Origin of the sequence: Streptomyces sp. CA-135486 (assembly GCF_050936555.1) — a bacterium.
Taxonomy (GTDB): domain Bacteria; phylum Actinomycetota; class Actinomycetes; order Streptomycetales; family Streptomycetaceae; genus Streptomyces.
The window spans coordinates 802,452-826,059 of the sequence record NZ_JBNJMM010000001.1 but is presented as its reverse complement, the minus strand read 5'-3'; the positions used below and the strand labels follow the sequence as shown (position 1 = coordinate 826,059).

15 protein-coding genes and 3 rRNA genes are annotated in these 23,608 nt (G+C 66.7%); 6 read left to right on the top strand and 12 right to left on the bottom strand.

Features of this window, described 5'->3' with window-relative positions:
* Positions 1 to 177: 177 nt before the first annotated feature.
* From hpf to mtnA, 6 genes are all read right to left on the bottom strand, one after another.
* Entirely contained in the window at positions 178 to 867 is a 690-nt protein-coding gene (gene hpf / locus ACQEVG_RS03775) for a ribosome hibernation-promoting factor, HPF/YfiA family (protein ID WP_432976939.1), read from the bottom strand.
* A 265-nt stretch (positions 868 to 1,132) separates the two neighbouring features.
* Positions 1,133 to 1,924 carry a ComF family protein gene (locus tag ACQEVG_RS03770; RefSeq protein ID WP_432976936.1) on the bottom strand — a complete coding sequence of 264 codons (792 nt, stop codon included), beginning with the start codon at positions 1,922 to 1,924 and terminating at the stop codon, positions 1,133 to 1,135.
* Between the two features lie 118 nt (positions 1,925 to 2,042).
* A complete protein-coding gene (locus tag ACQEVG_RS03765; RefSeq protein WP_432976933.1) occupies positions 2,043 to 3,890 on the bottom strand; it encodes an LpqB family beta-propeller domain-containing protein in 1,848 nt (615 codons plus the stop codon).
* Positions 3,880 to 5,901: an MtrAB system histidine kinase MtrB gene (mtrB, locus tag ACQEVG_RS03760; RefSeq protein WP_432976930.1), complete on the bottom strand. Its 2,022-nt coding sequence runs from the start codon at positions 5,899 to 5,901 to the stop codon at positions 3,880 to 3,882. Before mtrB ends, ACQEVG_RS03765 begins: the two co-directional genes overlap by 11 nt.
* A gap of 1 nt (position 5,902) precedes the next feature.
* Entirely contained in the window at positions 5,903 to 6,592 is a 690-nt protein-coding gene (mtrA, locus tag ACQEVG_RS03755; protein WP_351232597.1) for a two-component system response regulator MtrA, read from the bottom strand.
* Between the two features lie 4 nt (positions 6,593 to 6,596).
* On the bottom strand, positions 6,597 to 7,739 hold the full coding sequence (mtnA, locus tag ACQEVG_RS03750; RefSeq protein ID WP_432976925.1) for an S-methyl-5-thioribose-1-phosphate isomerase: 1,143 nt from the start codon (positions 7,737 to 7,739) through the stop codon (positions 6,597 to 6,599).
* Positions 7,740 to 7,921: 182 nt separating this feature from the next.
* On the opposite strand from mtnA, the gene ACQEVG_RS03745 reads away from it, so the two are divergent.
* From ACQEVG_RS03745 to ACQEVG_RS03725, 5 genes are read left to right on the top strand one after another with little or no spacing between them, the layout of a single operon-like run.
* Positions 7,922 to 9,148 (top strand): DUF7544 domain-containing protein, encoded by a 1,227-nt coding sequence (locus ACQEVG_RS03745; RefSeq protein WP_432976922.1) that lies wholly within the window; start codon positions 7,922 to 7,924, stop codon positions 9,146 to 9,148.
* A gap of 4 nt (positions 9,149 to 9,152) precedes the next feature.
* Positions 9,153 to 9,842 (top strand): DUF4129 domain-containing protein, encoded by a 690-nt coding sequence (locus ACQEVG_RS03740; protein WP_432976919.1) that lies wholly within the window; start codon positions 9,153 to 9,155, stop codon positions 9,840 to 9,842.
* A complete protein-coding gene (locus ACQEVG_RS03735; RefSeq protein ID WP_432976916.1) occupies positions 9,839 to 11,032 on the top strand; it encodes a DUF4350 domain-containing protein in 1,194 nt (397 codons plus the stop codon). The genes ACQEVG_RS03740 and ACQEVG_RS03735 overlap by 4 nt, the downstream gene beginning before the upstream one ends.
* Positions 11,029 to 12,012, top strand: a complete 984-nt coding sequence (locus ACQEVG_RS03730) for an AAA family ATPase (protein WP_432976913.1) — start codon at positions 11,029 to 11,031, stop codon at positions 12,010 to 12,012. Before ACQEVG_RS03735 ends, ACQEVG_RS03730 begins: the two co-directional genes overlap by 4 nt.
* 11 nt (positions 12,013 to 12,023) lie before the next feature.
* Positions 12,024 to 13,334 carry a DUF58 domain-containing protein gene (locus tag ACQEVG_RS03725; RefSeq protein ID WP_432976910.1) on the top strand — a complete coding sequence of 437 codons (1,311 nt, stop codon included), beginning with the start codon at positions 12,024 to 12,026 and terminating at the stop codon, positions 13,332 to 13,334.
* 115 nt (positions 13,335 to 13,449) lie between these two features.
* Here ACQEVG_RS03725 and rrf read toward each other — a convergent pair.
* The 4 genes from rrf to ACQEVG_RS03705 form a co-directional block, all read right to left on the bottom strand.
* Positions 13,450 to 13,566, bottom strand: a 5S ribosomal RNA gene (rrf, locus tag ACQEVG_RS03720).
* Between the two features lie 81 nt (positions 13,567 to 13,647).
* Positions 13,648 to 16,770, bottom strand: a 23S ribosomal RNA gene (locus ACQEVG_RS03715).
* Between the two features lie 301 nt (positions 16,771 to 17,071).
* Positions 17,072 to 18,597, bottom strand: a 16S ribosomal RNA gene (locus tag ACQEVG_RS03710).
* Together the 16S, 23S and 5S rRNA genes form the textbook arrangement of a ribosomal RNA operon.
* A 608-nt stretch (positions 18,598 to 19,205) precedes the next feature.
* A complete protein-coding gene (locus tag ACQEVG_RS03705) occupies positions 19,206 to 20,213 on the bottom strand; it encodes a stage II sporulation protein M (RefSeq protein WP_432985037.1) in 1,008 nt (335 codons plus the stop codon).
* A 123-nt stretch (positions 20,214 to 20,336) separates the two neighbouring features.
* Between ACQEVG_RS03705 and ACQEVG_RS03700 the strand changes: the two genes are divergently transcribed.
* A complete protein-coding gene (locus ACQEVG_RS03700; RefSeq protein ID WP_432976907.1) occupies positions 20,337 to 21,290 on the top strand; it encodes an RDD family protein in 954 nt (317 codons plus the stop codon).
* A gap of 89 nt (positions 21,291 to 21,379) precedes the next feature.
* Here the strand turns inward: ACQEVG_RS03700 and ACQEVG_RS03695 are convergent, their stop codons facing one another.
* Positions 21,380 to 21,994, bottom strand: coding sequence for a hypothetical protein (locus tag ACQEVG_RS03695; protein WP_432976904.1), 615 nt, complete (start codon positions 21,992 to 21,994; stop codon positions 21,380 to 21,382).
* A gap of 155 nt (positions 21,995 to 22,149) precedes the next feature.
* Positions 22,150 to 23,607 (bottom strand): adenosylhomocysteinase, encoded by a 1,458-nt coding sequence (gene ahcY / locus ACQEVG_RS03690; protein ID WP_432976901.1) that lies wholly within the window; start codon positions 23,605 to 23,607, stop codon positions 22,150 to 22,152.
* Position 23,608: the final 1 nt, after the last annotated feature.

Below are 23,608 nucleotides of genomic sequence, written 5' to 3'. Positions count from 1 at the left end.
GAAGGCCGTGAGCCTGAAGATCATGAGTGGTCCGCCAACATCAGCACACAGCGCATCCGTTGGCCAGCGACCATGCTTTCATGCCCGACCGACAGCGCGGTGATCCTGTGGTCGCACGGTGGTGCCCCTGGGGGCGCAGAGGGCGCACCAGGGGCACCACCGACCTGCTGACGGCGGTCAGCCGCCGAGCGCACCTCCGGCCCCGCCCGCCTCGGATCCGGCCAGCGGGTCGGTCTCCAGATGGATGACGCCATAGTCGTAGGCGTGCCGTCGGTAGACGACACTGGGCTGCTTCGTCTCGGAGTCGACGAAGAGGTAGAAGTCGTGCCCGACCAGCTCCATCTCGTAGAGCGCCTGGTCGAGTGTCATCGGTGCTGCGGTGTGGACCTTCTCGCGGACCACCAGCGGTCCCTCGCCCTGCACTTCGAGCGAGCCGATCCTGGTGGTGGGAATGGATTCCGGCGCCTCTTCGACGTGCGGCCGGCCGTTGGCGTTCAACTCGGCGACGCCGGGAACGACATCGGCCACCTCGGATGCCGAAATGCGGCCGTTGCCACGGCGGTTGTGGCGCTTCTCGTGCTGCTTGCGCAGGCGCGCCTCCAGTTTGCCGGTGGCCAGGTCGAGCGCTGCGTACGGGTCGGCGGCCGCGGCCTCCGCCCGGATCACCGGGCCGCGGGAGTGAAGTGTGATCTCCACCCGGTCGGAACGGTCGGCCTGCCGCGGGTTGTGCTCCTTGGACACCTCGACGTCCAGGCTGATCACCTTGCCGTCGAGCTTCTGGATCTTCTCCAGCTTCAGCTTCTCGGCCACGTGCTTGCGGAACCGCTCGGGCACCTCGGTCTTGCGGCCCTTGACGACGATGTCCACGCAGAACTCCGTTCCCGGATAGCCCCGCCCGCTCGCTGGCTGCGGAGCGTCTCCCTGTTGCACCAGGCTCCGATGATCACCGGAGCCTCGGACTTGGCGACTTTCACCTCCTCCTCCCCAGTCGACAAGGTCCCCACCCCACCAACTTTCGAGGTTTCGCGTCCTCGAATCCCTGGCCGGGAGCACGGCAGTGCATTCGGTGAGGTACAGCTATCGCCATTCCTCACAACCGAACATAGCTCGCTCGGACGGGTGTCGGCACCCGCTACCAGCGCGTACTTCCATTCAGGGGTTTTTCGTCTCTCATTACCTGCAACGATGCAAGTTCCCGCTCAGTTCCGGTTCTTTCGAAGGAGAGCGGCGGCACGGCGACAACCGCCGCGCTCAGTCGTAGGGATCCGGGAAATCGCAGCCCGGCGGCCGCGCGGACCGCCCGCGCCGCCTCGACCAGTGAGGCCCCCGTCGTCATGAGATCGTCCACCAGCACCGCCCGGCCGCCCTCCAGAAGCCGTCCGCCGCCGGCCGTGACCTCCAGGGCCCCCGCCAGATTCACCACCCGCTGGTGGGCCGTGAGGCCCGACTGATCGGCCACCTCCCGCCGCTGCCGCAGCACTGGGAGCGCCCTGGCCTGCGTCCCCGTCCGCCTCAGCTCGCCCGCGGCGGCCAGCGCCATCCGGCGCGCCGCATCATGCCCGCGCGCCCTGACCGCACGCCTCGCCGACGGCATGGGTACGAGCAGCAGCGGACCCGATCCCGGTGCGGCTCCGGGCATTGCGGCCCGCACCGCCCCGGCGAGCGCGACGCCCAGGGGCCGGGCCAGCCCCAGCGCGCCCCGCTCCTTGTGGGCCAGCAGCAGGGCACGTACCGCATCGGCATACGGTGCGGCGGCATGCACCTGAGGCAGGCCCGCGGGCTCGGGCACCGGCCTGGCCCGCCGCGCCCCGGTGCCGTACAGCGCCCACGCGCACTCCTCGCACAGCGGCGTACGAGGAGTGCCGCAGCCGCCACAGGCGACCGGCAGCACCAGACCGGAGATTTCCCTCCACCAGCCCCGCATGGCAACCACTGTGCCAACCGCTGAAGCGGCGTGCCACCCCTGTGGACAACTCCCCGAGGCGGCCGCCGGGCGGCGCCCCGCATCGCTGCTTCCGGGGCGCACCGACGCGCTGTCCGGACTACCCCGGGTAGACCGGCGACGAGCCGTTCTTGACCAGCGTCTGCCAGTTGGCACCGGCCGGCAGCCGCACGATGCCGTCCTCCTCGGAGTACGCCACCAGCGGGCGGGTCTCGTCGTCCGACGCGGCGACCGCCGAGACCCGGTTCAGGCCCGGCAGAACGCTCGTGTCAGAGGTCGAGCCGTCCGTCTGGATATAGCGCACCTGCTGGACCCCGCCGGACTCCTTGCCGACCACCACAAGCCTGCTGGGGCCCGCCCAGGAAACGGCCGTCACCGTCTCCATCTGCGGTGCTGCGGGCCGCAGCTCCGCGACGGACACCACCGCGTTGTCCTTCGGCCCCTGGCGCTCCACGCGGCCGATCTTCAGCGTGGTCTTCCCGTCCTTGGTCAGCAGCAGCGCGATCCGTGCACCGTCCGCCGAGACCTTGAGCGCCTCGATCCGCTCGCGGTCCAGACCCGGGACGATTCTGACGACCTGGGGTTTGCCCGTGCCGCCCACCAGTCGCAGCAGCGCCGGACGGTTCGGGTCACGGTCGGCGACCCACAGATCGCCCCGGCCGTCCCAGCTCGGCGCCGAAAGGCGGTTGGCGGGGACGTTGCCCCTGCTCTGCACCACCGCGCCGCCCAGCTCGCCCTCCGCGATAATGGACGATACATACAGGTGGCTGTAGTCCTTCGAGACCGCCGCCGCGGTGCGCTCGTCACGGGCCACACCGACCACGCTCATCGGCAGCCCGCCGTTTCCGAACGGCCCCGGCACGTACTCCGGCACGGTTATGTCCTTCGCGCCGCCCGCCAGCAGCGCCAGCCGGTTCTTGCTGTCGACGAAGTACTGGTTGATCGGCCTGCCCGAGACATGATCCTGCGCGTAACCCTCCGCCTGGCCGCTGTTGAGGACACACAGCTGCGAGCCGTTCGCGCGCTGCAGCTCCACCTGCTCTACCCGGGTGGAAGACAGCTCCCTCAGGGTGAAGAGGATCTGTGCCGCCATCTTCGTGCACTGCGGGCGGCCCACATTCGACGCTTTCTCATTGAGCGGCACCTTCAGCCCGTTCCGGTCGTCGAACGTCAGCGACTTGGTGCCCTCCTTCAGCGCCGTACCGGTCGGGAGAGGGGACTCGACCACGGGCTTCAGCCAGTTCGTCGGCCCGTCGAGCAGTGCCTTGACCGACTGGGTCACGGGATCCATCCGGGTCACCGGATCGAGGCGCTGCCGTATGTAGACCGGGTCGGCCACCAGGGTGTTCCGCCCGGAGGCGAAGTAGTACTTGTTGACCGAGAGGTAGTTGCGCTGGAAGTCGGACGCGCCGAGCACCAGCCCCGGCGGCAGATTGTCGATACGCCACTCCTTGCCGTCCGGGCCGCTCTGCTGCGACAGATGGATCGTCCGGTGGTAGTCGGTGGGCGTGACCGGCTGATAGGCGTGCTGGGAGTCCACCATGGCGATCTGCTTGCCGACCAGCGGATAGTCCATCCCCGGGTTGTCTCTGCTGCCAAGACCGGCCTGTCCCGGGTCCGGCGCCGCCGACAGCACGGTGGTGCTCGCCTCCGGCCGCCACTTCTGCGACGTCTCCGGCGTCAGATACGTCCGGGCGGTGGCGAAATTGGAATCGTCGCTGGTCATCGCCTCCAGGAAGCCCGTGACGATCTCGTTGGGCGTCGCTCCCTTGCGCGGTGGCACCGCATACACCCGCACCTGGGAGTCCGCGCGCGGGGACGCCTTCACGGCGCGGATGTCACCGCTGTCGGGCATCGACGCACACCCTGCCAGCACACCGGTGCAACCGAGCAGCGCGAATGCGGTGAGCGCGCCTCGGCGTCCGCCGCGACGGGGATCAGCGCCCACGAGTCGTGTCCTCCCGGTCCAAAGAAACCTGCTGTGCCGATTCGTCGTGCCGCTCCCCCACCGGACGCGCCACCACCCGGGCGCCACTGCCCGGCAGCGCCGCCGGATTCACACCCGTGGGGGCCTTGCGGGGCGGCACCGGAGCAGCCGGCGGCACAGGCAGCCGCGAGCGGTCCGTCACCGGCTGAGCGGGGACAGACGCCAGCCGGTGCCCGTTCGCCTGCGGAACCACGGACTGGGCGCGCTCCCGGTTCTGCCGGGAGTCCTCCGGCTCCAGCGGTATCGGCGAGCCGCGCAGCGGCTCGTCCGCCGTACGCGGCAGGGTCAGCCGGAACTGCGAACCCCCACCGGGCTCGCCCCACGCCTGCAGCCAGCCGCCGTGCAGCCGGGCGTCCTCGACCGCGATCGACAGACCGAGGCCGGTGCCTCCGGTGGTACGAGCGCGCGCCGGGTCGGCACGCCAGAAGCGGTTGAAGACCCGGGTCGCCTCGCCCGGCTTCAGCCCCACCCCGTAGTCGCGCACGGCGACCGCGACGGCCCCACCGGCCGCTGCCATCCGCACCACCACGTCCCGGCCCTCGCCGTGCTCGACCGCGTTGACGACCAGGTTGCGCAGCACGCGCTCCACGCGCCGGGCGTCGGCCTCGGCCACGACCGGCTGCTCGTCGCCGATCACCCGTATCCGGGTGCCCTTGCGCTCGGCCAGCGGCTCGGCACCGCCGATCACCCGCCGTACGACCTCACGCAGATCTATCGGCTCGGCTTCCAGCGCCGCCGCACCGGCGTCGAAGCGACTGATCTCGAGCAGATCGGAGAGCAGCGACTCGAAGCGGTCGAGCTGATCCCCGAGGAGCTCGGCGGAGCGTGCCGTCACCGGATCGAAGTCGCTGCGCGCCTCATGAATGACATCGGCGGCCATCCGTACGGTCGTCAGCGGCGTACGCAGCTCGTGCGAGACGTCCGAGACGAAGCGCCGCTGCATGCGGGAGAGCTCCTCCAGCTGCTGGATCTTGAGCTGGAGGTTCTGCGCCATCTTGTTGAAGGCCTCGCCGAGCCTCGCGATGTCGTCCTCGCCGGTGACCTTCATCCGCTCCTGGAGGCGGCCCGCGGAGAGCCGCTCGGCGATCCCCGCGGCCATCCGTACGGGCGTGACGATCTGCCGCACCACCAGCCAGGCAATGGCTCCCAGCAGAACCACCACGAACAGCCCTGCCGTGGCGAGGGTGCCCCTGACCAGACTGAGCGACTGCTCCTCCTGAGCCAGCGGGAAGAGGTAGTACAGCTCGTAGGGATTGCCCTCGATGTCGTTCAGCCGCGTACCGACGACCAGCCCGGGCTCCGGCTCGTGCTCATCGTTGTTGTACTTGATCCGGATGTACGTCTCATACGTCCCGGTCCCCTGGTCGACCGCGTCCCGCAGGTCCTCGGGGATGCTCGCGAAGTCCACGCTCCCCGAGGTCCGGGGGCCGCGGCTGGAGCCCGCGTCCTCCGAGTCGGCGCTCAGCGCCACCACGTTGAACGCACCCTGGCCACCACTGGCGAGCTGCTCCACGAGATCGGACCGCCAGGAGCTCCGGGCCGTCCTGACGTCCGTGGCGGCACCGTCCTGGCCGCCGGGCCGGGTGGGCGCGTTCGCCTTCTCCCGCGCCACGGCGAAGCCACCGGCGGCCTGGCTCTGGGCGGCCCTGCCCTTGGCGTCGAGCAGCCCGTTGCGCACCTGGCCGATGACGACAAGGCCGAGCAGCAGCACTACACCGAGCGACATCAGCAGGGTGGTCGCGACCACCCTGAGCTGGATGTTCCGCCGCCACAGCCGGATTCCCGGCAGCAGCGGGCGGCGCACCCAGCGCACGACGAGCCGCAGAATCGGGCCCCCCGGCGCACTGTCCTGAAGCTGCCGTCCGCCCTGGAGCAGACGGCCGAATCGTGAGTGCTCATGTCCCGGTCCGGCAGCCCGCCCCGTACGGACTCCCGGTTCTCCGGGCTTCGGAGCAACGCTGCTTCGGGTCATGTCAGCTCGGCCCGGCCTTGTACCCGACACCACGGACGGTCACCACGATCTCCGGGCGCTCCGGGTCCTTCTCGACCTTGGACCGCAACCGCTGCACATGCACATTGACCAGCCTGGTGTCCGCGGCGTGGCGGTAACCCCACACCTGCTCGAGCAGCACCTCGCGGGTGAACACCTGCCAGGGCTTGCGGGCGAGCGCGACCAGCAGGTCGAACTCGAGCGGGGTCAGGGCGATCGACTGCCCGTCCCGCTTCACGGAGTGACCGGCCACATCGATGACCAGGTCCCCGATCGCCAGCTGCTCCGGCGCCGGCTCCTCCGACCTCCTCAGCCGTGCCCGGATCCGGGCGACCAGCTCCTTCGGCTTGAACGGCTTGACGATGTAGTCATCGGCCCCGGACTCCAGGCCGACCACCACATCCACGGTGTCGCTCTTGGCGGTGAGCATCACGATGGGCACGCCGGACTCGGCCCTGATCAGCCGGCACACCTCGATGCCGTCCCGTCCGGGCAGCATGAGATCCAGCAGTACAAGATCCGGCTTGGCCTCCCGGAAAGCGGCAAGTGCCTTGTCACCGTCCGCTACGAACGACGGCTCGAAACCTTCACCACGCAGCACAATCCCGAGCATCTCGGCCAGTGCGGTGTCGTCGTCGACGACAAGGACTCGTCCCTTCATATTCGACATCATCCCATTAGCTAATCGTTACCTGGCGTGACCTGGCACACAGCTCCGCTATTCCACCCCCGGTGACCGGGGACAACGCTCCCTGCTCGGTGACTATCGCCGTCACCAGATCCGGGGGAGTGACATCAAAAGCCGGGTTGTACGCCTGCGTGCCCAACGGCGCAACCTGCAGCCCTCCACTCACTCCTCCAGCCGCCGTCTGCGGCGCAGAGACCTCCGTGACCTCCTGTCCAGGCCGTTGCTCCACCTCTATCGACGCTCCGTTCGGCGTGCTCAGGTCCATCGTCGTCGTCGGCGCGACCACGATGAACGGCACACGGTGGTACCTCGCCAGCACCGCGAGCGGGTAGCTGCCCACCTTGTTCGCCACCGAGCCGTCCGCGGCGATCCGGTCGGCCCCGATCAGTACCGCGTCCACCTCTCCCGCGGCGAAGAGGGATCCCGCAGCATTGTCCGTGAGCAATGTGTACGGCATTCCGCTCCGCGCCGCCTCATAAGCGGTCAGCCTCGCACCTTGCAGCAAGGGCCGCGTCTCGTCCACCCACAGCCTCCGCAGCCGGCCCGCGCGGTGCGCCGTGAGCGCGACGGCGAACGCGGTGCCCTCCCCGCCGGAGACCAGCGCTCCGGTGTTGCAGTGGGTGAGAATCCGGTGCCCGCCGCCCGGCAGCAGTTCGTCGAGCAGCATCAGACCCTGCTCGGCCATCCGGGCGCTGGCGTCGGCATCCTCCCGATGCAGTGCCTTGGCCGCGGCGAGCGCCGCCTGTGACGCCTGCTCCAGGTCCCCGTCCTTGCCCACCGCCGCCCGGTAGGCGGCCGCCGCCCGCCGCACCCCGTACCCAAGGTTCACCGCGGTGGGCCGCGCTCCCTCCAGCAGCGCCACCGCCTCGTCCACGTCGTAACCCCGCTCGGCGGCGAGAGCCACCCCATAGGCGCCGGCAATGCCCAGCAGTGGCGCCCCGCGCACGGCGAGCGTCTGGATCGCCCGCACCAGGGCAGGCACATCAGTGCAGACCAGCTCGACCTCCTCGGCAGGCAGCCGGGTCTGGTCCAGAAGCACCAGCACGGGCCCTTCCGGCGGCTCGTCCCAGCGCAGTGCCGGAAGCGTGGGAGGTTCGATCCCGACCGGGTTTTGTACGAACTGATCAGCCATCCGCCCAGTCTGCCCGGTGAGCGACCGACAATGAAGGTGCGAAGGAGATACAGGCCCCCGCCCACCAGCGGGTCACGCGTGGCACGATGGCTGCCAACCTGCCGCCCCGCCACGGGGACGGGCACCGTGAACGTGCTGGTTCGCCGAGCCGGCCCCGCGACCAATCCATGAGGTGGACGACCGTGAATGACACTCCGGGCTGGGCCTCGCCCGGATCTGCTCCCTCCGACGGTCAGGACGCAGGTGTGCCCCGGCCCACCGAGCCCGCCGACGGGAGCGGCCCCGCCTCGAAGTGGTCCAAGGAGCAGCCGCCCCCAGGACAGTGGTCCCCGCCGACCGCCCCCGGTGCGAACCGCGCACCTGCGCCACCTCCCGCCCCCGGCTGGGGCGGCGGTCAGCCGAACAGCAACTGGGGCCGACCACCGGCCGCCAAGCCCGGTGTCATCCCGCTCCGGCCCCTGGGCGTCGGGGAGATCCTCGACGGCGCGGTGTCGACGCTGCGCGCCCACTGGCGGCCGGTGCTGGGCGTCACGATCACCGTTTCGGTGATCTCCCAGATCTGCAACATCCTCGTCGAGCGCTACCTGCTCCCCGACCCGCCCGAGGTCGACCCGGACGCGACACCCTCGGAAGCGCTGCGGCAGTCCGTGGACTCGCTGCAGTCCAGCCTGCTCGCCATGGGCCCGTCCCTGATCATCACTCTGATCGCCACACTCTTCACGACGGCCCTTCTCACGGTGGTGATCAGCCGTTCGGTACTGGGCCGCCCGGTAACGCTCTCCGACGCCTGGCACGAGGCACGGCCCCGGCTCCCCCAACTGCTTGGCCTGACCGTGCTGTTGCCCCTCATGAGCGCAGCCATCATGACCGTGGCGATTCTGCCCGGTCTGCTGCTGGGCACCAGCGCGGGAATCGCTCTGTCCGTGCTCCTGGGCCTCGTGGCCTGCGTCGTCATCCTCTGGCTGATGATCCGGTTCGCCCTCGCCTCTCCCGCCCTGATGCTGGAGCGCCAGAGTGTCATCGCCTCCCTGCGCCGCTCCGCCAAACTGGTCCAGGGTGCCTGGTGGCGGACCTTCGGCATCGTGGCGCTGACGCTGCTGCTGACCCTGCTGGTTTCGATGATCATCGCGGTGCCGTTCAGCCTGATCGCGTTCGCGGTGGACGGCAGCGCATTCAGCGACCTGTTCTCCGGAAACAACCCCGACTTCGGCTGGCCGTTCCTGATCATCACGGGTATCGGCTCGGTGATCGCGTCGTCCATCACGTACCCCATCTCCGCCGGCGTGACCGTCCTCCTCTACATCGACCAGCGCATCCGCCGCGAGGCCCTCGACCTGGAACTCGCGCGGGCCGCGGGCGTCCCCGGCTACGGCTCCCAGCGGCCGGGCGACAGCTCCGCCAGGAGCTGATGCGGTGTCCACCACGGGGGGCGTGATGACAGCGCGGCTGCTGATCCGCACGAGCGACGACGTACCGGTGGACACTCCCCGCATCCCCGCCCGGGAGGCGGCGGAGCGGGAGCTGTCCAAGCCGATGTACCACGAGAACGACCCGAGCCTCCTCCAGCGCGCGCTCGACCGCTTCTGGGACTGGGTCGGCGGCCTCTTCGACTCCGCATCCGGGGCCACCCCAGGCGGCCCACTCGGCCTCGTCGTCATCGTCCTGCTGGTCATCGGCCTGGTCGCCGCCCTCTGGTGGCGCCTCGGCACACCGCGGCGCACTCCTGGCTCCGCCGACTCCCTCTTCGACGACAGCCCGCGCAGCGCATCCGAACACCGCGCCGCCGCCGAAGACCATGCCGCCGCCGGACGCTGGAACCAGGCCGTCCAAGAACGCATGCGAGCCATCGTCCGCGCTCTGGAGGAGCGAACCCTCCTCGATCCGAGGCCCGGTCGCACCGCCGACGAGGCAGCTGCCGAAGCAGGCCGCTCCCTGCCGGACCACGCCGACGGACTGCGCGCCTCCGCCAGGGAGTTCGACGACGTCACATACGGCGGCCGCACCGCCGACCGGCAGGCATATCTGCGCCTGCGGGATCTCGACCTTGAACTGGAGCGCGCCAAGCCCCAACTGAGCGACGCGGCCCAAGGAGCAGGGCAATGACCGGGGCCACCGTCAGCGCGACCTCTATGGCTCCCACCAGCCGCCAGGTGTGGACCCGCACCCGCGGTCTGCTGCTCGCCCTCATCATCCTCGTCGCAGCCGGGATCGCCATGGCCGCGCTTCGCTCCGGAGACCAGCACGGCCGCCTCGACCCCCGCTCCGCCGACCTCTACGGCAGCCGCGCCGTCGCCGAACTCCTCAAGGACCGTGGTGTCTCCACCCGCGTCGTCACCACTCTCGGCGAGGCCGCCACGGCGACAGGCCCCGATGTCACCCTTCTCGTCGCCGACCCCGGCCTGCTGACGGAACGCCAGCAACAGACTCTCCGCACCGCGACGGCCAACTCCGGCGGACGCACGGTCCTCCTCTCCGCCGACAGCGCCTCGCTCGGCACACTGGCCCCCGGCGTCCGCAGCGAAGCCCCGGCCCCGGTCGCGGCACGCGCCCCCCAGTGCTCCCTCCCCGCGGCCCGGCGGGCCGGCAGTGCCGAACTCGGCGGTGAGCGGTACTCCACGGCGAAGCCCGGCGCCGACAGCTGCTACCCGAGCAACGGCCTGCCCACCCTCCTGAGGATCGACGACCCCGGCAACGGGGACACCGTCCTGCTCGGTTCCCCCGGCATCCTCTACAACGAACGTCTGGACAAGCACGGCAACGCCTCCCTCGCCCTCCAACTCCTCGGTTCGCGCACCCATCTGGTCTGGTACCTCCCTTCACTCAGCGACACTTCCGCCGCACAGGACGGCACCGACGGCGAGAGCTCATTCCTCGACTTGATCCCGGCAGGCTGGCTCTGGGGGTCGCTCCAGCTCGCCATCGCCGCCGTCCTGGCCGCCATGTGGCGCGCCCGCCGACTGGGCCCCCTGGTCACCGAACGGCTGCCCGTGGCCATCCGCGCATCCGAGTCCACCGAGGGCCGCGCCCGCCTCTACCGCAAGGTGAACGCCCGCGACCGCGCGGCTGCGACCTTGCGCTCGGCCACCCGCACCCGCCTCGCCCCCCTCCTCGGCGTCCCACCTGCCGACGCCCATTCCCCCGAAGCCCTGCTCCCGGCCGTCTCGGCCCACCTCCCCACCAACGACCGGGACCTCAAAAACCTGCTCTTCGGCCCGGCACCCGCCGACGACACTGTTCTCATCCGCCTGGCTGACCAACTCGACGCCCTCGAAAGAGAGGTACGCACTTCATGAGCGCCCCGACCCCCGAGAAGGCTGAGAACTCGGACCGCGCCCGGACCTCCCTGGAGGCCCTGCGCACCGAGATCGCCAAGGCCGTGGTCGGCCAGGACCCCGCTGTCACCGGGCTCGTCGTGGCCCTGCTCTGCCGTGGCCATGTTCTGCTCGAAGGAGTACCGGGCGTCGCCAAGACACTCCTGGTTCGCACCCTCGCGGCCTCCCTCGAACTCGACACCAAGCGCGTCCAGTTCACCCCCGATCTCATGCCGAGCGATGTCACCGGCTCGCTCGTCTACGACGCACGCACCGCCGAGTTTTCGTTCCAACCCGGCCCCGTCTTCACCAACTTGCTGCTCGCCGACGAGATCAACCGCACGCCGCCCAAGACCCAGTCATCGCTTCTGGAGGCGATGGAGGAGCGCCAGGTCACGGTCGACGGCACGCCCCGCCCGCTGCCCGAACCGTTCCTGGTCGCCGCAACTCAGAACCCGGTTGAGTACGAAGGCACTTACCCCCTGCCGGAAGCCCAACTGGATCGCTTCCTCCTCAAGCTGACGGTCCCGCTGCCCAGCCGCGAGGACGAGATCAACGTCCTGACCCGGCACGCCGAGGGCTTCAATCCCCGCGACCTGCAGGCTGCGGGCGTGCGCCCCGTCGCCGGACCGGCCGACCTGGAAGCGGCGCGTGCCGCTGTCGCCAAGACCTCGGTCTCCGCCGAAATCGCCGGCTACGTCGTCGATATCTGCCGTGCCACGCGTGAATCCCCCTCACTCACCCTCGGTGTGTCCCCCCGAGGCGCAACAGCCCTGCTCTCCACCGCCCGAGCGTGGGCCTGGCTCACCGGCCGCGACTACGTCATCCCCGACGATGTGAAGGCCTTGGCCCTGCCCACCCTGCGCCACCGGATCCAGCTCCGGCCCGAAGCGGAGATGGAAGGAGTCACCCCCGACTCCGTCATCACCGCGATCCTCACCCACGTGCCCGTCCCCCGCTGAGGAGCTGCCCCATGGCCCTCACCGGACGAACCGCACTCCTCGCCGCTCTCGGCTCTCTCCCCGTGGGCATCCTGGCCCCGAGCTGGACCGGGATGCTCGCTGTCAATGCGCCTCTCTCCCTAGCAATCTTGTGCGACTACGTCCTCGCCGCGCCAGTGCGAACGCTCCGATTCACCCGAAGCGGTGACACATCAGTTCGACTGGGTGACAGTGCCGAAGTCCAACTGGCCGTCACCAACCCGTCCAACCGCCGCCTGCGCGCCCATCTTCGCGACGCGTGGCCTCCGAGCAGCTGGCACACCGGCACCGAACAGGCCGCCTCCCGCCACAAGCTGACCGTCCCCGCCGGCGAACGCCGTCGGCTCACCACGGTTCTGCGCCCCACACGTCGCGGCGACCGCCACGCGGAACGGGTCACCGTCCGCTCGTACGGCCCCCTCGGTCTCGCCGCCCGCCAGGGCAACCACAGAGTCCCCTGGACCGTTCGTGTCCTGCCGCCCTTCACCAGTCGCAAGCATCTGCCCTCCAGACTGGCCAGGCTGCGCGAGCTCGACGGCCGCACCAGCGTCCTCATCCGCGGCCAAGGCACCGAATTCGACAGCCTTCGCGACTACGTCCCCGGCGACGACACCCGCTCCATCGACTGGCGCGCCACCGCCCGCCGGACCACAGTCGCCGTGCGCACCTGGCGACCCGAACGCGACCGCCACATCCTCGTCGTACTCGACACCGGCCGCACCTCGGCCGGCCGCGTCGGAGATGTCCCTCGCCTCGACGCGGCCATGGACGCCGCGCTGCTCCTCACAGCGCTGGCCTCACGCGCAGGCGACCGCGTGGACCTCCTCGCCTACGACCGCCGCATCCGCGCCCAGGTCCAGGGCCGCTCCGCCGGTGACCTGCTGCCCGCCCTGGTCAACGCGCTCGCTCCGCTGGAACCCGAACTCGTCGAAACCGACGCCCGCGGTCTCAGCGCCGCCGCGCTCACCAGCGCCCCGCGCCGATCCCTGATCGTGCTGCTCACCAGCCTCGACGCCGCGCCCATCGAAGAGGGGCTGCTGCCTGTCCTCCCACAGCTCACACAACGGCACACCGTGCTCGTGGCGTCGGTGGCAGACCCTCATATCCAGCAGATGTCCACGTCTCGCGGCACTGTCGAGGCGGTGTACGACGCGGCGGCCGGCACCCAGGCTCAGGCCCAGCGCCGCCGAACAGCAGAACAGCTTCAACGGCATGGCGTGACCGTCGTCGACGCCACCCCGGACAACCTCGCGCCGGCCCTCGCGGATGCTTACCTCGCGCTGAAGGCTGCTGGTCGCCTCTGAGAGGGCCGGGTATTGGATTCAGGTAATGGATTTCGGAATGGGAGGGCCGAGCTGTTTGTCCCCTGAACGCAGAAAAGCCCCGCACCAGAAGGTGCGGGGCTTCCCCACAATAATTGTTCGGCGGCGTCCTACTCTCCCACAGGGTCCCCCCTGCAGTACCATCGGCGCTGAAAGGCTTAGCTTCCGGGTTCGGAATGTAACCGGGCGTTTCCCTAACGCAATGACCACCGAAACTCTATGAAAATAGTGAACTCCAGCCGGCCAAAAGGGCGAGTTCGTTACTTCAGAACATACACAGTGGACGCGAGCAACTGAGGACAAGCCCTCGGCCTATTAGTACCAGTCAGCTCCACCCCTTACAGGGCTTCCACATCTGGCCTATCAACCCAGTCGTCTACTGGGAGCCTTAACCCCTCAAAGGGGGTGGGAGTCCTCATCTCGAAGCAGGCTTCCCGCTTAGATGCTTTCAGCGGTTATCCTTTCCGAACGTAGCCAACCAGCCATGCCCTTGGCAGGACAACTGGCACACCAGAGGTTCGTCCGTCCCGGTCCTCTCGTACTAGGGACAGCCCTTCTCAAGACTCCTACGCGCACAGCGGATAGGGACCGAACTGTCTCACGACGTTCTAAACCCAGCTCGCGTACCGCTTTAATGGGCGAACAGCCCAACCCTTGGGACCGACTCCAGCCCCAGGATGCGACGAGCCGACATCGAGGTGCCAAACCATCCCGTCGATATGGACTCTTGGGGAAGATCAGCCTGTTATCCCCGGGGTACCTTTTATCCGTTGAGCGACGGCGCTTCCACAAGCCACCGCCGGATCACTAGTCCCGACTTTCGTCCCTGCTCGACCCGTCGGTCTCACAGTCAAGCTCCCTTGTGCACTTACACTCAACACCTGATTGCCAACCAGGCTGAGGGAACCTTTGGGCGCCTCCGTTACCCTTTGGGAGGCAACCGCCCCAGTTAAACTACCCATCAGACACTGTCCCTGATCCGGATCACGGACCCAGGTTAGACATCCAGCACGACCAGAGTGGTATTTCAACGACGACTCCACCTGAACTGGCGTCCAAGCTTCACAGTCTCCCACCTATCCTACACAAGCCGAACCGAACACCAATATCAAACTGTAGTAAAGGTCCCGGGGTCTTTCCGTCCTGCTGCGCGAAACGAGCATCTTTACTCGTAGTGCAATTTCACCGGGCCTATGGTTGAGACAGTCGAGAAGTCGTTACGCCATTCGTGCAGGTCGGAACTTACCCGACAAGGAATTTCGCTACCTTAGGATGGTTATAGTTACCACCGCCGTTTACTGGCGCTTAAGTTCTCAGCTTCGCCACACCGAAATGTGACTAACCGGTCCCCTTAACGTTCCAGCACCGGGCAGGCGTCAGTCCGTATACATCGCCTTACGGCTTCGCACGGACCTGTGTTTTTAGTAAACAGTCGCTTCTCGCTGGTCTCTGCGGCCACCCCCAGCTCACCGAGTAAACCGGATCACCAGTGATGGCCCCCTTCTCCCGAAGTTACGGGGGCATTTTGCCGAGTTCCTTAACCATAGTTCACCCGAACGCCTCGGTATTCTCTACCTGACCACCTGAGTCGGTTTAGGGTACGGGCCGCCATGAAACTCGCTAGAGGCTTTTCTCGACAGCATAGGATCATCCACTTCACCACAATCGGCTCGGCATCAGGTCTCAGACTATGTGCAGGGCGGATTTGCCTACCCTGCGTCCTACACCCTTACCCCGGGACAACCACCGCCCGGGCTGGACTACCTTCCTGCGTCACCCCATCGCTTACCTACTACCACCTTGGACCGGCGGCTCCACCACTCCCCTTCACCCGAAGGCTCCAGGACGGCTTCACGGCCTTAGCATTAATGGGCTCGATACTGGGCGTTTCAAAGCGGGTACCGGAATATCAACCGGTTGTCCATCGACTACGCCTGTCGGCCTCGCCTTAGGTCCCGACTTACCCTGGGCAGATCAGCTTGACCCAGGAACCCTTAGTCAATCGGCGCACACGTTTCTCACGTGTGTATCGCTACTCATGCCTGCATTCTCACTCGTGAACCGTCCACAACTCGCTTCCGCGGCTGCTTCACCCGGCACACGACGCTCCCCTACCCATCCCAGCGGGCGTTGGCCCTCATGCTGGAATGACACGACTTCGGCGGTACGCTTGAGCCCCGCTACATTGTCGGCGCGGAATCACTTGACCAGTGAGCTATTACGCACTCTTTCAAGGGTGGCTGCTTCTAAGCCAACCTCCTGGTTGTCTCTGCGACTCCACATCCTTTCCCACTTAGCGTACGCTTAGGGGCCTTAGTCGATGCTCTGGGCTGTTTCCCTCTCGACCATGGAGCTTATCCCCCACAGTCTCACTGCCGCGCTCTCACTTACCGGCATTCGGAGTTTGGCTAAGGTCAGTAACCCGGTAGGGCCCATCGCCTATCCAGTGCTCTACCTCCGGCAAGAAACACACGACGCTGCACCTAAATGCATTTCGGGGAGAACCAGCTATCACGGAGTTTGATTGGCCTTTCACCCCTAACCACAGGTCATCCCCCAGGTTTTCAACCCTGGTGGGTTCGGTCCTCCACGAAGTCTTACCTCCGCTTCAACCTGCCCATGGCTAGATCACTCCGCTTCGGGTCTTGAGCGCGCTACTGTACCGCCCTGTTCGGACTCGCTTTCGCTACGGCTTCCCCACACGGGTTAACCTCGCAACACACCGCAAACTCGCAGGCTCATTCTTCAAAAGGCACGCAGTCACGACTGTTGCTCCGAAGAACAACAGCGACGCTCCCACGGCTTGTAGGCACACGGTTTCAGGTACTATTTCACTCCGCTCCCGCGGTACTTTTCACCATTCCCTCACGGTACTATCCGCTATCGGTCACCAGGGAATATTTAGGCTTAACGGGTGGTCCCGCCAGATTCACACGGGATTTCTCGGGCCCCGTGCTACTTGGGTGTCTCTCAAACGAGCCGCTGATGTTTCAGCTACGGGGGTCTTACCCTCTACGCCGGACCTTTCGCATGTCCTTCGCCTACATCAACGGTTTCTGACTCGTCTCACAGCCGGCAGACCGTGAAAGAGAGATCCCACAACCCCGCATGCGCAACCCCTGCCGGGTATCACACGCATACGGTTTGGCCTCATCCGGTTTCGCTCGCCACTACTCCCGGAATCACGGTTGTTTTCTCTTCCTGAGGGTACTGAGATGTTTCACTTCCCCTCGTTCCCTCCACACTGCCTATGTGTTCAGCAGCGGGTGACAGCCCATGACGACTGCCGGGTTTCCCCATTCGGAAACCCCCGGATCAAAGCCTGGTTGACGGCTCCCCGGGGACTATCGTGGCCTCCCACGTCCTTCATCGGTTCCTGGTGCCAAGGCATCCACCGTGCGCCCTTAAAAACTTGGCCACAGATGCTCGCGTCCACTGTGCAGTTCTCAAGCAACGACCAGCCACCCACCACCCCACCCCCTTACAGGGCGAGTTCACTGGGGCCGGCATCACGAAGGCAGGGACCGCAGTCCGTACCCTCAGATACCCAACAGCGCGCCCGGCACGATCCCCTGACTCTCACGTTCCACGCCGAAGCAGTACTAGTGAAGCCCTGAAACCGTGCCGAATAGTCAACGTTCCACCCATGAGCTGACCACCGCAGGACATTCGCCTGCGTTGTGGCTCTGGATTCCTTGCGGAATCTAGATGCTCCTTAGAAAGGAGGTGATCCAGCCGCACCTTCCGGTACGGCTACCTTGTTACGACTTCGTCCCAATCGCCAGTCCCACCTTCGACAGCTCCCTCCCACAAGGGGTTGGGCCACCGGCTTCGGGTGTTACCGACTTTCGTGACGTGACGGGCGGTGTGTACAAGGCCCGGGAACGTATTCACCGCAGCAATGCTGATCTGCGATTACTAGCAACTCCGACTTCATGGGGTCGAGTTGCAGACCCCAATCCGAACTGAGACCGGCTTTTTGAGATTCGCTCCGCCTCGCGGCATCGCAGCTCATTGTACCGGCCATTGTAGCACGTGTGCAGCCCAAGACATAAGGGGCATGATGACTTGACGTCGTCCCCACCTTCCTCCGAGTTGACCCCGGCAGTCTCCTGTGAGTCCCCATCACCCCGAAGGGCATGCTGGCAACACAGAACAAGGGTTGCGCTCGTTGCGGGACTTAACCCAACATCTCACGACACGAGCTGACGACAGCCATGCACCACCTGTATACCGACCACAAGGGGGGCACTATCTCTAATGCTTTCCGGTATATGTCAAGCCTTGGTAAGGTTCTTCGCGTTGCGTCGAATTAAGCCACATGCTCCGCTGCTTGTGCGGGCCCCCGTCAATTCCTTTGAGTTTTAGCCTTGCGGCCGTACTCCCCAGGCGGGGAACTTAATGCGTTAGCTGCGGCACCGACGACGTGGAATGTCGCCAACACCTAGTTCCCAACGTTTACGGCGTGGACTACCAGGGTATCTAATCCTGTTCGCTCCCCACGCTTTCGCTCCTCAGCGTCAGTAATGGCCCAGAGATCCGCCTTCGCCACCGGTGTTCCTCCTGATATCTGCGCATTTCACCGCTACACCAGGAATTCCGATCTCCCCTACCACACTCTAGCTAGCCCGTATCGACTGCAGACCCGGGGTTAAGCCCCGGGCTTTCACAACCGACGTGACAAGCCGCCTACGAGCTCTTTACGCCCAATAATTCCGGACAACGCTTGCGCCCTACGTATTACCGCGGCTGCTGGCACGTAGTTAGCCGGCGCTTCTTCTGCAGGTACCGTCACTTTCGCTTCTTCCCTGCTGAAAGAGGTTTACAACCCGAAGGCCGTCATCCCTCACGCGGCGTCGCTGCATCAGGCTTTCGCCCATTGTGCAATATTCCCCACTGCTGCCTCCCGTAGGAGTCTGGGCCGTGTCTCAGTCCCAGTGTGGCCGGTCGCCCTCTCAGGCCGGCTACCCGTCGTCGCCTTGGTAGGCCATCACCCCACCAACAAGCTGATAGGCCGCGGGCTCATCCTTCACCGCCGGAGCTTTCAACCCCCCGAGATGCCTCGGAAGGTGGTATCCGGTATTAGACCCCGTTTCCAGGGCTTGTCCCAGAGTGAAGGGCAGATTGCCCACGTGTTACTCACCCGTTCGCCACTAATCCACCCCGAAGGGCTTCATCGTTCGACTTGCATGTGTTAAGCACGCCGCCAGCGTTCGTCCTGAGCCAGGATCAAACTCTCCATGAATGTTTTCCCGTCATCGGGATGAACACCACAAGAGCGGAACAACCAGTCGGAATAAGACCGGTCGTTCACAGCGTCCTCGCTGTGTCAATGCCTACCCGCCACACAGGCCGGTAGGACTTTCAAAGGAACCTCGAACCTGCCGAAACAGGCCGGGGTATCAACATATCTGGCGTTGACTTTTGGCACGCTGTTGAGTTCTCAAGGAACGGACGCTTCCTTCGTACTCACCCACAGAACACTCTCTGGGGCTTTCCTCCGGGCGCTTCCCTTCGGTCTTGCGTTTCCAACCTTACCAGACTCTTTTTCCGTGTCCGTTTCCGGTGTGGAATTCGAATCCAGTGGCCGCTGGAAGGGCCTTTTTGTCTTTCGACGGACCCGACTTTATCAGAAGCATTTCGGCCGACCTAATCGACCTACGTGATCCGGATTGAAGAATCGGGAGGCTCCGCGGAAATTCAATTTCCGGCGAGAGCGAGAGAGACATTATCGGTCGCACTCGCACTTGTCCAGTTCGAGGCAACCGTTAAAATCTACCTCCCCACACCAGCCGTGTCAACGGTGTTGCGGGGCGGAGAGGAGACTAGCAGGTCAGGACGGGTGCTCGCACATCAGGCCGCGGCCGGGAGCTCGGCACTGCGGTCTGCCTCCTCCACGTCGCCCATGTCGCCCATTCGGGCTGCTCGGCCGCCCAGGATGTAGACGTAAGCCAGGAAGGCCAGCTCGGCGGCGATGCCAATGGCGATGCGCGCCCAGGTCGGGAGTCCCGAGGGGGTGACGAAACCTTCGATCACCCCGGACACGAACAGGACCAGAGCCAGGCCGATGGCCATACCGATGGCGGCGCGGCCTTGTCGAGCGAGGGCTGTGCGGCGGGAGTACGGGCCGGGGTCGATGACCGTCCAGCCGAGGCGGAGGCCCGTGCCCGCGGCGACGAACACGGCGGTCAGTTCGAGGAGGCCGTGCGGGAGGACAAGGCCCAGGAAGGTGTCGAGGCGGCCCGCCGACGACATCAGGCCGATGCCGACGCCGAGGTTCAGCACATTGACGAACAGGATCCAGATCACCGGGAGGCACAGGAAGGCGCCCAGAGTCAGGCACATGGCGGCGGCCTGGGCGTTGTTCGTCCAGACCTGGGCGGCGAAGGAGGCCGCGGGGTGGCTGGAGTAGTACGTCTCGTACTCACCGCCGGGGCGGGTGAGCTGTCGGAGTTCGTCCGGGGCCGCGATCGTCGCCTGGACCTCGGGGTGGGTGCCGATCCACCAGCCGATGATCGCGGCGAGAACCGTGGAGAGCACCGCTGTGGGTATCCACCAGTGTCGGGAGCGGTAGACGGCCGCGGGGAATCCGGCGGTCAGGAAACGGACGGCATCACGCCAGGTGGCGCGGCGGGTCCCGGTGACGGTGGAGCGGGCGCGGGCGACGAGTTGGGTGAGCCGCCCTGTGAGCATCGGATCGGGAGCGCTCGATTGAATGAGGGAGAGGTGGGTGGCCGTGCGCTGGTAGAGGGCGACGAGTTCGTCGGCCTCGGCGCCGGTGAGACGTCGTCCCCGGTGCAGAAGGTGGTCCAGGCGGTCCCACTCGGCGCGGTGGGCGGTCACGAAGACGTCGAGGTCCATGGTCGGCTGCTGCTCCAGGCACTGGGTGCGTACGGTCCGTACTACTGCGGCGCGCTGCGGGCCAGCTTGGCAGACTGAGACAGACAAGGGGCGGGGAAGGTCGATGGCGAAGGGCGGGCAGCGGTGAGTGCGCTTGTGACGGGGGATGCGGTCGTCCTGGGACTGCAACCGGCCAAACTGCCGAGTCGGGCGCTCGCTGTGGTCATCGATCTTGCGGTCGTCTGGACCGTCTACCTTCTGGTGTCGATCGGGCTTGGGGTGGCGACTGCCTCATTGGACGAGGCGGCGGTCATGGCGGTGTCGATCGCAACGTTTCTGCTCGTTCTGGTGGGGGCTCCCATAGCCGTGGAGACGTTCAGCCACGGGCGCTCGCTGGGGAAGCTCGCTTGTGGGCTGCGGGTCGTCCGGGACGACGGGGGGCCGATCCGGTTCCGGCATGCGCTGGTGCGCGGGGCGATAGGTGTGGTCGAGATCCTGATGACGTTCGGTGTCATCGCCTGTATCGCCTCGCTGGTGTCGGCGCGGGGGCGGCGGATCGGGGATGTGTTCGCGGGGACGCTGGTGGTCCGGGAGAGGGTGCCGGCCGCGCGGGGAATGATGATGCCTCCTCCGCCGCCATGGCTTGTGGGGCGGTTCTCCGAGCTTGATCTGTCGGGGGTGCCGGACGACCTGTGGCTCGCCATACGTCAGTACCTGACGCGGATGAGGCAGCTGGATCCGGCGGTGAGCTGGTCAATGGCTGTGCGGCTGGCCGGTGATCTGGCGGCGTGCACAGGGGCGCCTGCGCCGGAGGGAGTGCCGCCGGCCGCGTATCTGGCGGCCGTGGTCAATGAGCGGCAGGCACGCGATGCGCGGAAGGCGTTCGGGGCGGCGGTTCAGGGCGCGGGGTCCGCGGGGGCCGCTCAAAGCGGTGGGGAGATGGGCGCTCGTGGGATGGCCGTGCCGTTTGAGGTGACGGCAGGAGCCGGGCCGGCGTCGGGGACCTCGGCGTCCGCGAAGTCCTCGGGCTCGTCGGGGTCCATGTCCGAGGCCGCGGCTCAGACGCCGCCCGCCACGGGGTTCGCGCCCCCCGCATAGTCGGGCGCCCAAGACGGCCGCCGGGCGACAGCTGGGACAGCGGGACAGCTCGCGAAGCCGGCGACCGACGGTCACCGGGCGACAGACAGTCAGGGGAAGACGGAGGGCGGGGACTCCAGGCCTTCGAGTTCGATGCCGGGTGCTGCCAGGACCACGTCGCCGGCGATGTGCACGATGTGCTGCTCACCCGTGTCCAGTGCGCTGACCTGGTATTCGTCCACCATCAAGGGGCCATTGTCAGTGGCATGCGCTTCACTCTTCATCAGGGCCCAGGACTGATCGAGAGTGCGGGGGGCGAGGACGGGATCCGTGAAGGCGACGAGGCGGACTCGCGTCGCGGGGGAACCGGGGGTGAGGCGCAGGAGACGTGCGGTGGCGATGAGGAAAGCGGGGGATGTGCCGGTGAAGGCGTGGGCGCGGACATTGCCTTCGGTGGCATGAGTGCCGGTGGGGTCGGTACGGACCCAGGTGACGCCGTCGAGGGCGGCACCGCGGACCTGCCAGCTCGCGGCGTGAAGTTCGAGGCGGATGGGGCGGCCGAGTTCGTCGATGGCCAGGTCGACGGAGCCGGCGTGGTCGCCGGAGGGGGTGGTGATCTGCGAGACATAACGCCAGCCGGAGGGGCCGGGGGCGCACTGGAAGTGTTCTTCGCCGAGGGGGGTGTGATCGTGCGGATCGTGGAGCGAATAGCGGCCGCGGGGCATGGGGGCGTAAGTGTCCTTGTGCGGTGAGGCTCTTGCCGTGGAGCCGGAGCCGTTCGGGGAGGGTATGGGGCAGGCCCCCGACACGGGGGTGCGGGGGCCTGCCTTGTTACCGCTGCTATCTGCTGCTGAGCGGCTGCCGAGTGTTTCAGTAGCCGTCAGTAGCGGTAGTGGTCGGACTTGTACGGGCCTTCGACCTCGACACCGATGTAGGCGGCCTGCTCCGGGCGCAGTTCGGTCAGCTTCACGCCGAGCGCGTCCAGGTGGAGCCGGGCGACCTTCTCGTCCAGGTGCTTGGGCAGCACATAGACGTCGGTCGGGTACTCCTCGGGCTTGGTGAACAGCTCGATCTGGGCCAGCGTCTGGTCCGCGAAGCTGTTCGACATCACGAACGAGGGGTGACCGGTCGCGTTGCCCAGGTTCAGCAGACGGCCCTCGGACAGCACGATCAGGACCTTGCCGTCGGGGAAGGTCCAGGTGTGCACCTGCGGCTTGACCTCATCCTTGACGATGCCCTCGATCTGCGCCAGACCGGCCATGTCGATCTCGTTGTCGAAGTGGCCGATATTGCCCACGATCGCCTGGTGCTTCATCCTGGCCATGTCCGCGGCCATGATGATGTCCTTGTTCCCCGTGGTCGTCACGAAGATGTCGGCCTTGTCCACGACCTCGTCCAGCGTGGTCACCTGGTAACCGTCCATCGCCGCCTGCAGCGCGCAGATCGGGTCGATCTCCGTGACGATCACCCGCGCGCCCTGACCACGCAGCGACTCCGCGCAGCCCTTGCCCACATCGCCATAACCGCACACCACCGCGGTCTTGCCACCGATCAGCACATCGGTGGCCCGGTTGATGCCGTCGATCAGCGAGTGACGGCAGCCGTACTTGTTGTCGAACTTCGACTTGGTGACAGCATCGTTCACATTGATCGCCGGGAACAGCAGAGTGCCGTCCCGGTGCATCTCGTACAACCGGTGCACACCCGTCGTGGTCTCCTCCGTCACACCACGGATCTCCGAGGCCAGCTGGGTCCACTTCTGCGGGGACTCACCCAGGGTGCGGTTCAGCAGGGTGAGGATGTGGCCGTACTCCTCGCTGTCCGCCGTCGAGGGGTCCGGGGCCGCGCCGGCCTTCTCGAACTCGACGCCCTTGTGTACCAGGAGCGTGGCGTCACCGCCGTCGTCGAGGATCATGTTCGGGCCGCCGGTAGGGGTGTTGGGCCAGGTCAGCGCCTGCTCCGTGCACCACCAGTACTCCTCCAGTGTCTCGCCCTTCCAGGCGAAGACCGGGACGCCCCGGGGCGCCTCGGGCGTGCCGTTCGGGCCGACGGCAATGGCGGCCGCGGCGTGGTCCTGGGTGGAGAAGATGTTGCAGGACGCCCAGCGCACCTCGGCACCGAGGGCGACCAGGGTCTCGATCAGCACGGCCGTCTGCACGGTCATGTGCAGCGAACCGGTGATCCGGGCACCGGCCAGCGGCTGCTGCTCGGCGTACTCCTTGCGGATCGACATCAGGCCGGGCATCTCGTGCTCGGCGAGGGTGATCTCCTTGCGCCCGAAGGCGGCGAGGGAGAGGTCGGCGACCTTGAAGTCCTGTCCAGTGACGACAGTCGACATT